Origin of the sequence: Burkholderia sp. SJZ089 (assembly GCF_007828315.1) — a bacterium.
In the GTDB taxonomy this organism is placed as follows: Bacteria; Pseudomonadota; Gammaproteobacteria; order Burkholderiales; family Burkholderiaceae; genus Burkholderia; species Burkholderia gladioli.
The window spans coordinates 124,665-137,124 of record NZ_VIUM01000017.1 but is presented as its reverse complement, the minus strand read 5'-3'; the positions used below and the strand labels follow the sequence as shown (position 1 = coordinate 137,124).

Annotated in this window: 11 protein-coding genes; 5 read left to right on the top strand and 6 right to left on the bottom strand. The window is 69.5% G+C overall.

Annotated elements, in window-relative coordinates; all coding sequences use genetic code 11:
• Positions 1 to 54: 54 nt before the first annotated feature.
• The 3 genes from FB600_RS27930 to FB600_RS27920 all read right to left on the bottom strand — a co-directional run bounded on the left by FB600_RS27930 (position 55) and on the right by FB600_RS27920 (position 3,173).
• Positions 55 to 858, bottom strand: coding sequence for a glycosyltransferase family 2 protein (locus tag FB600_RS27930; protein ID WP_080562287.1), 804 nt, complete (start codon positions 856 to 858; stop codon positions 55 to 57).
• A gap of 254 nt (positions 859 to 1,112) precedes the next feature.
• A complete protein-coding gene (gabP, locus tag FB600_RS27925) occupies positions 1,113 to 2,516 on the bottom strand; it encodes a GABA permease (RefSeq protein ID WP_145757700.1) in 1,404 nt (467 codons plus the stop codon).
• 312 nt (positions 2,517 to 2,828) lie between these two features.
• Positions 2,829 to 3,173, bottom strand: coding sequence for an MmcQ/YjbR family DNA-binding protein (locus tag FB600_RS27920; protein WP_145757701.1), 345 nt, complete (start codon positions 3,171 to 3,173; stop codon positions 2,829 to 2,831).
• A gap of 398 nt (positions 3,174 to 3,571) precedes the next feature.
• On the opposite strand from FB600_RS27920, the gene ettA reads away from it, so the two are divergent.
• Positions 3,572 to 5,239 carry an energy-dependent translational throttle protein EttA gene (gene ettA / locus FB600_RS27915; RefSeq protein WP_013696497.1) on the top strand — a complete coding sequence of 556 codons (1,668 nt, stop codon included), beginning with the start codon at positions 3,572 to 3,574 and terminating at the stop codon, positions 5,237 to 5,239.
• A 97-nt stretch (positions 5,240 to 5,336) separates the two neighbouring features.
• Here ettA and FB600_RS27910 read toward each other — a convergent pair whose 3' ends face one another.
• From FB600_RS27910 to FB600_RS27900, 3 genes are read right to left on the bottom strand one after another with little or no spacing between them, the layout of a single operon-like run.
• The gene (locus FB600_RS27910) at positions 5,337 to 5,960 is read right to left on the bottom strand and encodes an HAD family hydrolase (RefSeq protein ID WP_098154602.1); all 624 of its coding nucleotides are present in this window, start codon (positions 5,958 to 5,960) and stop codon (positions 5,337 to 5,339) included.
• A gap of 56 nt (positions 5,961 to 6,016) precedes the next feature.
• A complete protein-coding gene (locus FB600_RS27905) occupies positions 6,017 to 7,831 on the bottom strand; it encodes an aminopeptidase P family protein (protein ID WP_145757702.1) in 1,815 nt (604 codons plus the stop codon).
• Between the two features lie 27 nt (positions 7,832 to 7,858).
• The gene (locus FB600_RS27900; protein WP_096749815.1) at positions 7,859 to 8,110 is read right to left on the bottom strand and encodes a hypothetical protein; all 252 of its coding nucleotides are present in this window, start codon (positions 8,108 to 8,110) and stop codon (positions 7,859 to 7,861) included.
• 548 nt (positions 8,111 to 8,658) lie between these two features.
• Here FB600_RS27900 and hemA point away from each other — a divergent pair.
• The 4 genes from hemA to grxD all read left to right on the top strand — a co-directional run bounded on the left by hemA (position 8,659) and on the right by grxD (position 12,459).
• Entirely contained in the window at positions 8,659 to 9,945 is a 1,287-nt protein-coding gene (hemA, locus tag FB600_RS27895) for a glutamyl-tRNA reductase (protein ID WP_036048432.1), read from the top strand.
• Positions 9,946 to 10,037: 92 nt separating this feature from the next.
• Complete coding sequence (gene prfA / locus FB600_RS27890) at positions 10,038 to 11,120, top strand: peptide chain release factor 1 (RefSeq protein WP_013696492.1); 1,083 nt, start codon at positions 10,038 to 10,040, stop codon at positions 11,118 to 11,120.
• Between the two features lie 14 nt (positions 11,121 to 11,134).
• Entirely contained in the window at positions 11,135 to 11,983 is an 849-nt protein-coding gene (gene prmC, locus FB600_RS27885; protein ID WP_098154604.1) for a peptide chain release factor N(5)-glutamine methyltransferase, read from the top strand.
• A 164-nt stretch (positions 11,984 to 12,147) separates the two neighbouring features.
• On the top strand, positions 12,148 to 12,459 hold the full coding sequence (gene grxD, locus FB600_RS27880) for a Grx4 family monothiol glutaredoxin (RefSeq protein WP_012734508.1): 312 nt from the start codon (positions 12,148 to 12,150) through the stop codon (positions 12,457 to 12,459).
• Position 12,460 lies beyond the last annotated feature (1 nt).

The following is a 12,460-nucleotide window of genomic DNA, read 5'->3' as shown; positions in this document are numbered from 1 at the left end:
TGCAAGGCGCTCGGGTGCCGCGTCGCGGGACCCTCGCGGGCCGGTGCGGGTGGCTCAGAGCCACTCGAACTCGGACTGCTTGCGCACGCCGTGCACGGTCATGCCGTGCCGGGCCAGTTCGCCGTCGCGCCAGTCGCGCAGGCGGCGCACACGCTGCATTTTATCGAGCTTGCGCGACAGCCAGCTCTGGTTGAGCAGCCGGTAGTTGCGGCGCATGCCCAGTCCCTGCTTGCCGGACAGGCCGCGCTCGCGCTTCATCGCCGATTGCGTGATCGAGCCGTAATGATGGAGCCAGGAGGCGCCGACGATCGCCGAGGCGATATTGGCGCGCGCCAGCTCGGCGAAGAACAGCGTGTCCTCGTAGCCGAGCAGGGCCGGCGCGGCGCGGAAGTAGCCGACCTCCATCCAGACGCTGCGATGCACCACCAGGCAGACCGCGTGGCAGATCCCGTCGCGCCGCACCTCGCGCATCGTTTCGCTCCATTGCGGCGCGAGCCCCTGGAAGTCGTAGTCCAGCGCGCCCTCGAGCAGGGCCGGCGAGGCCACCTTCAGGCCGTGCCGGATCGCCGTGCCGATCAGGTTCTCGATCCAGTTCGCCGAGACAAGCACGTCGTTGTTCATCACCACGGTCCACTCGGCCTGCTGGTGCAGCGCGCCCTGGTTCCATGCCGTGCCGCAGCCGAGATTGTCGCGGTTCAGGATCCGGCCGCCGAGCGGCAGCGTCTCCAGGTAGGCGCGGGTCTCGTCGGTCGAGGCGTTGTCGACCACCACCACGCGATCGAGCGGCGTGCCGTGGGCGATCATGCTGTCGATGCACTGACGCGTGTAGTCGACCTGGTTGTAGACGGCAAAGGTGATGGAATAGTCGTGGGCGTTCAGAGTGCTTCTCCCCGTGGGTGTAGCCTGCGCGGGCTGGCGTGTCCTCGACGCCCGGCGTGTCGGCGGCCGGACCGCCGACGGGCGTCAATTGTCGGCAAGCCGGCCGAAACTGGCAAGTCGATGATCCGGAAGTGCCGGAAAATACACGATTTTTCGCCGCCGCGCCGCCCGGCGCCATGAAAAAAGCCCGCTCGCGCGGGCTGATTTGGGCGGGTTCGGGCGGAGCGCGCCGCTCAGTGCGGGCCGGGCGCCATCCTGGCGCCGCCGGCCGGGCGCGCCGCGGCGCGCGCACGGCGGTTCAGCCAGGACGCGACCACCACCCCCAGCGCCAGCACGGCGGTCGCGCCCACCTCCAGGCGGTGCGCCTGCTGGGACAGCATCACCGCCAGCACCGCGACGATGAACAGGATCACCGCCCAGGTCAGCCAGGGGAAGATCCACATGCGCAGGGCCAGCGCGGTGCCCTCGGCGTCGAGCATGCGGCGCATGCGCAGCTGCGAGATCGCGATCACCAGGTAGACCAGCAGCGCGATCGCGCCCGAGGTGGCCAGCAGGAAGCCGAATACCTGCTCGGGCATCACGTAGTTGGCGATCACGGTCAGGAAGCCGAACGCGGTGGAGGCCAGCACCGCGGCGCGCGGCGTGCCGCTGCGGTCGGTGCGGCGCAGCGCGGCCGGCGCGTCGCCGCGCGTGGCCAGCGAGAACAGCATGCGCGAGGCGGTGTAGAGCGCCGAATTGAGGCAGCTCGCCACCGACACCAGCACGATCACGTCGACCACCGCCTTCGCGTGCGGAATCCCGATCAGCTCCATGGCGCGCTGGTAGGAGCCGTGCGAGGCCAGCAGGGGGTCGTTCCAGGGCACCAGGGCCGCCACCACGAAGATCGAGCCCAGATAGAACAGCGAGATACGCCAGATCACCGAGTTGGTGGCGCGCACGATCTGCTGGCGCGGATTGTCGGCCTCGGCCGCGGCGATCGTGACGATCTCGGTGCCGAGGAAGGAGAACATGGTGGTCAGCATCGCCGCCAGCACCGCGCCCAGCCCGTTCGGCACGAAGCCGCCGAGATCGACCAGCCGCGAGACGCCGGAAACCTGCGAGCCCGGCAGCAGGCCGAGAATCGCCGCGCCGCCGATGGCGAGGAACACCAGGATCGCGATCACCTTGATCAGCGCGAACCAGAATTCGAACTCGCCGTAGTTCTTGACCGAGAACAGGTTGGTCACGGTCAGCACCGAGGTGATGCCGAGCGCGAAGATCCAGGTCGCCACGCCGGGGAACCAGGCGTTGAGGATGGTGGCCGCGGCGGTCGCCTCGATCGGGATCACCAGCACCCAGAACCACCAGTACAGCCAGCCGATCGAGAAACCGGCCCAGTGGCCGATGGCGCGATCGGCATAGGTCGAGAACGAACCGCTGTCGGGCTGGGCGATCGCCATCTCGCCGAGCATGCGCATCACCAGCACCACCAGCGCGCCGGCGATCGCGTAGGCGATCAGCGCGCCCGGCCCGGCTTCGGCGATCGCGTGGCCCGAGCCGACGAACAGGCCCGCGCCGATCACGCCGGCAATCGACATCATCGTCACGTGCCGCTGCTTGAGGCCGGTGCCGAGGCCCGAACCGTTTTCTGCTGCCATGTCTCCTCCTGGATTCGATGGGGTCGCGACGACCCGGAGCCGAACGCCCGCGCAAGGCGCGAACCCGCCCGCCACGCCTTGGCCGCGCGGAGATGGCGCTCGGTCATGCTGGAAGGGAGGGCCCGCGATGCACGCCCGGCTGGCGAAGCGGGCCGCTGGCGGCCCGGTTGCCGGTGCGCGCCCTGCAAGGGCGGCGTTCGGAATGACGAAAGTGTAAGCAGGCGCAGGTGAATCGAATGAGAGCCAATTGCGGCCGATCGATGGGGCCAATTTGCCGCAGCCAAGCTGCGGCGACTGCCTCGGCCGCTCGACTCAGTCGTGGCTGGCGTCGAATGCGGCGACCTCGCGTTTCGGCGCGATCTCGCGCCAGCGCTGTCGCAGCAGCGCCGCCAGCTCCACCGGGTCGGCACGCGAGAGCCTCACCAGCACGGCCGGCCAGCCCAGGTAATGATCGGTCACGTAATAGATGTCGGGCTCGCTCTCGATCAGGTGGGCGCGCTGGTCGGGACCCACGCCGCTCACCACCAGCGTGTCGCCGTCCTCGCGCAGGCGCGCGAGCAGATGGCCGCGCACCTTCAGGGCGGGCGTGCCGTAGGAGCTGCCCACCTCGACCGCGGCCCAGGCGAGCGCGATCCGGCTCAGTTCGTCGTAGGTCATGGCGCCTCCAGCCAGGGAATGCCGCTCGGCGGCATCGCGCGTGCCGCCCGCCGTCGATGATAGCGCCGCGCGCCGCCTGGCCGGCAAGCTGGGCACCGTCGTCGCCCGGCGCCGGCCTCCTTCGCCCTGTTCACCGGCCTTACCGCCTTCCTGCCTTCACCGCCGCCCACCTTCACGGCGCTCACCGCCGTAACAGCCCTCGCGACCTCCGCCGCCTTCGCCAGCGCTCGCGGCCCCCGCACGCCGCGCAGTACAATACGCGGTCCCGCCGCGCATGCGCGCGGCAGCGCCGCGGCCTCGCGCGCGGCGCCCCTGTCCGCAGCGGACCCTCCGTCGCCCGTTCCGCCGCCCCGCGCGGCCGGCGGCGGCCCCAACCTTCACGAGTTTCAACGACGCAGATGGCCCAATACGTATTCACCATGAACCGGGTCGGCAAGATCGTGCCGCCCAAGCGCCAGATTCTCAAAGACATCTCGCTGTCGTTCTTCCCCGGCGCGAAGATCGGCCTGCTGGGCCTGAACGGCTCGGGCAAGTCGACCCTGATCCGCATCATGGCGGGCGTCGACAAGGACATCGAGGGCGAAGCCACGCCGATGCCGAACCTGAACATCGGCTACCTGCCGCAGGAACCGCAGCTCGACCCGAGCAAGACGGTGCGCGAGGCGGTCGAGGAAGGGCTCGGCGACGTGTTCAGCGCGCAGAAGAAACTCGACGAGATCTACGCCGCCTATGCCGAGCCGGACGCCGACTTCGACGCGCTGGCCGCCGAGCAGGCCAAGTACGAGGCGATCCTGGCCGCCTCCGACGGCGGCAGCCCCGAGCAGCAGATCGAGATCGCGGCCGACGCGCTGCGCCTGCCGGCCTGGGACGCGAAGATCGAGCACCTGTCGGGCGGCGAGAAGCGCCGCGTGGCGCTGTGCAAGCTGCTGCTGGAAAAGCCCGACATGCTGCTGCTCGACGAACCGACCAACCACCTCGACGCGGAATCGGTCGAGTGGCTCGAGCAGTTCCTGACGCGCTTCCCCGGCACGGTGGTGGCGGTCACCCACGATCGCTACTTCCTCGACAACGCGGCCGAGTGGATCCTCGAACTCGACCGCGGCCACGGCATCCCCTGGAAGGGCAACTACTCGAGCTGGCTGGACCAGAAGGAAGACCGCCTGAAGCAGGAAGAGGCCACCGAATCGGCGCGCCAGAAGGCGATCAAGAAGGAACTGGAGTGGGTGCGCCAGAACCCGAAGGGTCGCCAGGCCAAGTCGAAGGCGCGTATCGCCCGCTTCGAGGAACTGAGCAGCCAGGAATACCAGAAGCGCAACGAGACGCAGGAAATCTTCATCCCGGCCGGCGAGCGCCTGGGCAACGAGGTGATCGAGTTCAAGAACGTCAGCAAGGCCTATGGCGATCGCCTGCTGATCGACGACCTCAGCTTCAAGATCCCGGCCGGCGCGATCGTCGGCATCATCGGCCCGAACGGTGCCGGCAAGTCGACCCTGTTCCGCATGCTGACCGGCAAGGAGCAGCCGGATTCGGGCGAGATCGTGCACGGCCCGACCGTCAAGCTGGCCTATGTCGACCAGAGCCGCGACGCGCTGGCCAGCGACAAGACGGTGTTCGAGGAGATCTCGGGCGGCGCCGACGTGCTGACGGTGGGCAAGTACGAAACGCCGTCGCGCGCCTATATCGGCCGCTTCAACTTCAAGGGCGGCGACCAGCAGAAGATCGTCGGCAACCTGTCGGGCGGCGAGCGCGGCCGGCTGCACCTGGCCAAGACGCTGATCGCGGGCGGCAACGTGCTGCTGCTGGACGAACCCTCGAACGACCTCGACGTGGAAACGCTGCGCGCGCTGGAAGACGCGCTGCTGGAGTTCGCCGGCTCGGTGATGGTGATCTCGCACGATCGCTGGTTCCTGGACCGGATCGCCACCCACATCCTGGCCTTCGAGGGCGATTCGCAGGTGGTGTTCTTCGACGGCAACTACCAGGAATACGAAGCCGACAAGCGCGCGCGCCTGGGCGAGGAAGCGGCCAAGCCGAAGCGGATCCGCTTCAAGCCGATCAGCCGCTGAGGGCCGCGGCCCCTGGCCGATGACGAACGAAACGGGCGAGCCCTCGCGGGTTCGCCCGTTTTTTCATGTCACGCCGGCAACAGGGAACGTGGGCCGCTCAGGCCGCCACGCCGAGCTCGCGCAGGCGCGCCAGCGTGCGCTCGAAATCGGTGTGATGGATGCCGTGCCAGCCGAGCGCGGCGGCGGCCGCCGCGTTGTGCGGGTTGTCGTCGATGAACACCAGCTCCGCCGGCGCGATGCCGGGCTGGCTGGCCTCGATGCGGGCGGCCATCTCGCGGTAGATCGCCGGATCGGGCTTGGCCAGCCGCACCCGGCCCGATACCACGATGTCGCGAAAGCGCCGCAGCACGGCGTAGCGCTCCCAGGCATGGGGGAAGGTCTCGGCCGACCAGTTGGTCAGCCCGTAGAGCGGCATGCCCGCCTCGTGCAGCCGCTCGACCAGCGCGACGCCCGGCTCGAAGGTGCCGGCGATCATCTCGGGCCAGCGCGCGTAGAAGGCGCGGATCAGCGCCTCGTGCTCGGGAAACGCGGCGAGCTTCTCGGCCGTGCCCGCCTCGAGCGACTGGCCGGCATCCTGCCGCACCACCCAGTCCATCCCGCAGACCTCGGTAAGGAAGCGCCGCCGCTCGGCCGGATCGGGAATCAGCTGCCGGTACAGGTAATCGGGATTCCAGTCGATCAGCACGCCGCCGAAATCGAATACCACCGCCTTGATGGTCATGCCCGCTTTCTCCGGTTCTTGCCTCGCAGGCGCCGGGCCGGCCCGGCGCCCGGACCTCAGATCGGCTGCGTGCGCGTCTCGAGCCAGGCCAGCGCCGCGCCCGTCACCAGCGGAGCGACCCGCTCGCGCACCGTGGCGTGATAGTCGTTGAGCCAGGCCCGCTCGCCCGCGTCGAGCAGCTCGAGCTGCACGCAGCGCGTATCGATCGGGCACAGCGTCAGGGTCTCGAACTCGAGGAAATCGCCGAACGGCGTCTGCGCCGCCGCGCGATTCACCACCAGGTTCTCGATGCGCACGCCCCACTGCCCCGGGCGATACACGCCGGGCTCGTTCGAGGTGATCATGCCCTCCTCCATCGCGGTATGCGGATCGGCCGCCGCGTAGTGGGCGATCACCTGCGGGCCCTCGTGCACGTTCAGGAAGTAGCCGACACCGTGGCCGGTGCCGTGCCCGTAGTCGAGCCCGGCCGCCCACATCGGCGCGCGTGCGATCGCATCGAGCATCGGCGAACGGATGCCGCGCGGGAATTTCGCGCGCGACAGCGCGATCATCGCCTTCAGCACGATCGTGAAATCGTGGCGCTGCGCCTCGCTCGGCGTGCCGACCGGCACCACCCGCGTGATGTCGGTGGTGCCGCCGACGAACTGGCCGCCCGAGTCGATCAGCAGCAGCCCGTCGCCCTCGATGGTCTGGTGCGCTTCCGGGGTGGCGCGGTAATGCGGCATCGCGCCGTTGGCGTTGAAGCCGGCGATGGTGGCGAAGCTCGGCGAGACGAAGCCCGGCCGGCGCGCGCGCGCGGCGGTGAGCTGCTCGTCGATGCTCAGCTCGGTGACGGTTTCTTGGCCGAGCGCGGCCTCGAACCAGGCGAAGAACTCGGCCAGCGCAGCGCCGTCCTGGGCCATGGTCGCGCGCACGTGCTCGATCTCGGCCGGCGTCTTGCGCGACTTGGCGAAAGTCGAGGGATTGACCGCTTCCACCAGGCGCACCGCCTTGGGCACCGCCTGCAGCGTGCCGAAGGTCACGCGGCGCGGATCGATCAGCAGCGCGGCATCGGCCGGCAGCGCCGCGAGCGCGTCCAGGGCCGCCTCGTAGGGGCGCACCTCGACGCCGTCGGCGGCCAGCGCCGCCTGCAGCGCGGCATCGAGCTTGCCGTCGATCACGAACAGCGTGGCGCGCTCGGGCGTGATCAGCGCATGCGCGATGAACACCGGGTTATAGCTGACGTCGGCACCGCGCAGGTTGAACAGCCAGGCGATGTCGTCGAGCGTCGAGATCAGATGCGCGCTGGCGCGATAGGCGCGCATCGCCTCGCGGATCTGCGCGAGCTTGTCGGCGCGGCGCGTCTGCGCGTGCGGCGCGACGTGCTCGAACACCGGCTCGACCGGCAGCGCCGGCCGCTCGGGCCAGATCGCGTCGAGCAGGTCGAGATCGGTGCGCAGCGCGACGCCGCGCGCGGCCAGCGCCGCCGACAGCGCCCGCGCGGCGCCCACTCCGAGCACCGCGCCGTCCACGCCCACCGCGGCGCCGGCCGGCACGTGCTCGGCCAGCCATTCGACATGCGGCTGGCTCTGCTGGCCGGCCATCATCTTCATCAGTTCGACGCCGGTGCCGGCCAGTTCGGCGGCGGCCTGCACCCAGTAGCGGCTGTCGACCCACAGGCCCGCGAAATCGGCCGTCACCACCAGGGTGCCGACCGAGCCCGTGAAGCCCGACAGCCAGCGGCGCGCCTGCCAGTGCTCGGGCAGGTACTCGGACAGATGCGGATCGGCGGATGGGACGAGACAGGCGGCGACACCCTCGCGCGCCATCGCGCCGCGCAACAGGGCGATGCGAGCGGGAATGGGGGAGACGTCGGGATGACGGACGTTCATGATGGGTTCCATCCGTGTGGGGGGAGTTCAGCGGCGGGCAAGCGCGCCGGTGGTCAAGGTGACGAGGACAAGTGCGGCGACGGCGCAGACGGGCCATTCGAGCGTGCCGCCGTCGTGGAACAGACCGGTCAGGTTGCCGGCCATCCTGGCGGCCGCCGCGCCCGCGAGGCCGGCGACCAGCGCGGTGCGCCAACCGCGGCGCCCGGCACGCGCCGGATGCAGCCACCAGCCCAGGCCGCCGATGGCGAGACCGAGCACCACGATTCCAAACCAGTTCATCCAGCGCCTTTTTTTCGAATCATCCGAGCTTGCCCCGGGCGTGAACGAAACACCTGTCGTCGCAGGGCATGCGTCGGCCGTCTCCGGTGATCCGGATTATAAAAGTGAGTACGAGAGTGCGGCCGTCCGCGACATTGCCCTACCTAGCGAACGAGTGTAAGGGGTTGGTCAAACGTAAGGCAAGTGGACATAAGTGCCGCAGCGGCGTCCTCCTTCATATGTCCACACAAATTCCAACTATCCTGAAAAAGTGGGCGGAATCGAATGCCGGACGGTTGCCAATCGACGGTTTCGGGCGCATCGTACCCTCCAATCGTCGGCCTGGCCGATTGCTGCGACCTGGAGTCGCGCCACCCTGTCGTGAGCAGGGTCTTGGCGGCGCCCAGGCGTACATCGGGCGAGGGCCGGCAGGCTCGAGAGCGCGTCCTGGCGGGGCTTGCGGCGAATCGCCCCGGTCGGGACAGGCGGCCTGGCGGCCCGGCCTGGGCCTTGCCGGTGACAAAAGCGGCAAGACGCTATAATGCGAACCTAAACGATAGCCCCCGGATATGCAGCTCCTCACGATCGGAATCAATCACCACACGGCACCCGTCGCCTTGCGCGAACGTGTGGCGTTTCCGCTCGAACAGATCAAGCCTGCCCTGTCCACCCTGACCGGCGTGTTCCTGGGGCGCCAGGCGCCCAACACGCCCGAAGCCGCGATCCTCTCCACCTGCAACCGCACCGAGCTGTACTGCGCCACCGACGATCGCGCCGCGCGCGATGCCGCCGTGCGCTGGCTGGCCGAGTTCCACGGCATTCCCGCCGACGAGCTCGCGCCGCATGTCTACGCGCTGCCGCAATCCGAGGCCGTCCGCCACGCCTTCCGCGTCGCGTCCGGCCTCGATTCCATGGTGCTCGGCGAAACCCAGATCGTCGGCCAGATGAAGAACGCGGTGCGCACCGCCTCCGAGGCCGGCGCGCTCGGCACCTACCTGAACCAGTTGTTCCAGCGCACCTTCGCGGTCGCCAAGGAGGTGCGCAGCACCACCGAGATCGGCGCCCAGTCGGTGTCGATGGCCGCCGCCGCGGTGCGCCTGGCGCAGCGCATCTTCGAGAGCCTCGCCGACCAGAAGGTGCTGTTCATCGGCGCGGGCGAGATGATCGAGCTGTGCGCCACCCACTTCGCCGCGCAAGGTCCGCGCGAGCTGGTGATCGCCAACCGCACCGCCGAGCGCGGCGCCAAACTGGCCGAGCGCTTCGGCGGCCGCGCCATGCCGCTGGCCGACCTGCCCGCGCGCATGCACGAATTCGACATCATCGTGTCCTGCACCGCCTCCACGCTGCCGATCATCGGCCTGGGCGCGGTCGAGCGCGCGGTGAAGGCGCGCCGCCACCGGCCGATCTTCATGGTCGACCTGGCCGTGCCGCGCGACATCGAGCAGGAAGTCGGCAAGCTCAAGGACGTGTTCCTCTACACGGTCGACGATCTCGGCGCAATCGTGCGCGAGGGCAATGCCTCGCGGCAGGCCGCCGTGGCGCAGGCCGAGGCGATCATCGAGACGCGCGTGCAGAACTTCATGCAGTGGCTCGACACGCGCAGCGTGGTGCCGATCATCCGCCACATGCATACCCAGGCCGACGCGCTGCGCCGCGCCGAGGTCGAGCGCGCGCAGAAGATGCTGGCGCGCGGCGACGATCCGGCCGCGGTGCTCGACGCGCTGTCGCAGGCGCTCACCAACAAGCTGATCCACGGCCCGACCAGCGCGCTGAACCGCACCAGCGGCACCGAGCGCGACCAGTTGATCGACCTGATGCGCGGGTTCTACGCGCACGGCCCGCGCGCCGACCATTAGCGGCGCCCGCCGCCGCATCTGCCCCACCCGCGGCGCTTCGGCCGCATCCGCCTTCCTTTTCGAATCCTCGCCCGGGAGCGTCGCTCCACACCATGAAAACGAGCATGCAAAGCAAGCTCGACCAGCTCTCGAACCGGCTGGCCGAACTGAACGAACTGCTGAGCCGAGAGAACGTCACCGCCGATCTCGACCAGTACCGCAAGCTGACCCGCGAACACGCGGAAATCGGCCCGGTGGTCGAGCACTACGCGCAATGGCGCCTCGCGCGCGGCGACGAGGCGACCGCCCAGGAACTGCTGTCGGACGCCGCGATGCGCGAGTTCGCGGAAGAAGAGATCCGCGAGGCGCGCGAACGCATGGCGCGCCTGGAAGCCGAGCTGCAGAAGATGCTGCTGCCGCGCGACCCCAACGACGAGCGCAACATCTTCCTGGAAATCCGCGCCGGCACCGGCGGCGACGAGTCGGCGCTGTTCGCCGGCGACCTGCTGCGCATGTACCTGCGCTATGCCGAGCGGCAGCGCTGGCAGGTCGAGATGATGTCGGAGAGCGCCTCGGACCTGGGCGGCTACAAGGAAGTGATCGTGCGCATCGCGGGCCAGGGCGCCTATTCGCGCCTGAAGTTCGAATCGGGCGGCCATCGCGTGCAGCGCGTGCCGGCCACCGAGACGCAGGGCCGTATCCACACCTCGGCCTGCACCGTGGCGGTGATGCCCGAGGCCGACGAGATCGCCGAGGTCGAGATCAACCCGGCCGACCTGCGCATCGACACCTTCCGCGCCTCGGGCGCGGGCGGCCAGCACATCAACAAGACCGATTCGGCGGTGCGCGTCACCCACCTGCCGACCGGCATCGTGGTGGAATGCCAGGACGACCGCTCGCAGCACAAGAACAAGGAGCGCGCGCTGAAGGTGCTGGCGGCCCGCATCAAGGACAAGCAGTACCACGAGCAGCACGCCAAGGAAGCGGCCACGCGCAAGAGCCTGATCGGCTCGGGCGACCGCTCGGAGCGGATCCGCACCTACAACTTCCCGCAGGGCCGGATGACCGACCACCGCATCAACCTCACGCTCTACAAGCTCGAGGCCCTGATGGACGGCGATCTCGACGAGATGATCGCGACCCTCGTCAGCGAGCACCAGGCCGAGCTGCTGGCCTCGCTCGGCGAAAGCGACTGAGCGGCGCGCGTCTCATGCCCGCCTCGCCCGCCACCGCCGCCGAACTGCTGCGCGCCACGCCGCTCGATGCCGTCGACGCACGGATCCTGCTCGCCCACGCGCTGGGCTGGAGCCGAACCCAACTGATCACGCGCGCCGACGCGCCGCTCGCGGCGGCCGACGCCGAGCGTTATCTCGCGCTCGCGGCGCGGCGCCTGGCCGGCGAGCCGGTGGCGCAACTGGTCGGCTCGCGCGAGTTCTTCGGCCTCGAATTCGCGGTCACGCCCGACGTGCTGATTCCGCGGCCCGATACCGAGCTGCTGGTCGAGAGCGCGCTCGCCGCGATCGAGGGCATCGCCGCGCCGGCCGTGCTCGACCTCGGCACCGGCAGCGGCGCGGTGGCGGTCTCGATCGCCTCGATGCGGCCCGACGCGCGTGTCCAGGCGCTCGACCGCTCGGCCGCCGCGCTGGCGGTGGCACGCGGCAACGCGGCCAGGCTGCTCGACCCGGCACGCCCGGGCGGCGCCCTGCGGTTCCTGGAGAGCGACTGGTACGGCGCGCTCGATCCGCTGCAGCGCTTTCATGCGATCGTCAGCAACCCGCCCTATATCGCGTGCCGGGACCCGCATCTCGAGCAGGGCGACCTGCGCTTCGAGCCGCGCGGTGCGCTGACCGACGAGGCTGACGGCCTCGAGGCGATCCGCGCGATCGCGGCCGGCGCGCCGGCCTTTCTGCTGCCGCGCGGCGCGCTCTGGATCGAGCACGGCTACGACCAGGCAGAGGCGGTGCGCGCGATCCTCGCCGCCGCCGGATTCGAGGCGGTGGCCTCGCTCACCGACCTGGCGGCCATCGAGCGCTGCACCGGCGGGCGCCTGCCCGGCTGAACGCCCGGGCGCGGCTTGCCCGCGGTCGTTGCCTCCGCGAGATGCCCGGAGCACCCGCCGGCCCTGTCCCGGCCCTGCTTTCTGCCCCCGGCCCGGCGCCGGTCGGCCCTGCCGAAATCCAGTATCATTCCCGTTCTCTGCCCCGCATCAGCACAAGGTTCATCATGGATACCCAACAACGCATCAAGCAAATCGTCGACGAAAACCCGGTCGTGCTCTTCATGAAGGGCACCGCGCAGTTCCCGATGTGCGGCTTCTCGGGCCGCGCGATCCAGGTCCTGAAGGCCTGCGGCGTCGACCAGATCAAGACCGTCAACGTGCTCGAGGACGAGGAAATCCGCCAGGGGATCAAAAGCTTCTCGAACTGGCCGACGATCCCCCAGCTCTACGTGAAGGGCGAATTCGTCGGCGGCTCGGACATCATGATGGAGATGTACCAGTCGGGCGAACTGCAGCAACTGTTCGCCGCCGCCTGAG

Coding starts and splice junctions, on each gene's coding strand:
- grxD (WP_012734508.1), top strand. CDS start 12,148: ATGGATACCCAACAACGCATCAAGCAAATCGTCGACGAAAACCCGGTC.
- FB600_RS27900 (WP_096749815.1), bottom strand. CDS start 8,110: ATGAACTGGTTTGGAATCGTGGTGCTCGGTCTCGCCATCGGCGGCCTG.
- FB600_RS27920 (WP_145757701.1), bottom strand. CDS start 3,173: ATGACCTACGACGAACTGAGCCGGATCGCGCTCGCCTGGGCCGCGGTC.
- hemA (WP_036048432.1), top strand. CDS start 8,659: ATGCAGCTCCTCACGATCGGAATCAATCACCACACGGCACCCGTCGCC.
- FB600_RS27910 (WP_098154602.1), bottom strand. CDS start 5,960: ATGACCATCAAGGCGGTGGTATTCGATTTCGGCGGCGTGCTGATCGAC.
- ettA (WP_013696497.1), top strand. CDS start 3,572: ATGGCCCAATACGTATTCACCATGAACCGGGTCGGCAAGATCGTGCCG.
- prmC (WP_098154604.1), top strand. CDS start 11,135: ATGCCCGCCTCGCCCGCCACCGCCGCCGAACTGCTGCGCGCCACGCCG.
- gabP (WP_145757700.1), bottom strand. CDS start 2,516: ATGGCAGCAGAAAACGGTTCGGGCCTCGGCACCGGCCTCAAGCAGCGG.
- FB600_RS27905 (WP_145757702.1), bottom strand. CDS start 7,831: ATGAACGTCCGTCATCCCGACGTCTCCCCCATTCCCGCTCGCATCGCC.
- prfA (WP_013696492.1), top strand. CDS start 10,038: ATGAAAACGAGCATGCAAAGCAAGCTCGACCAGCTCTCGAACCGGCTG.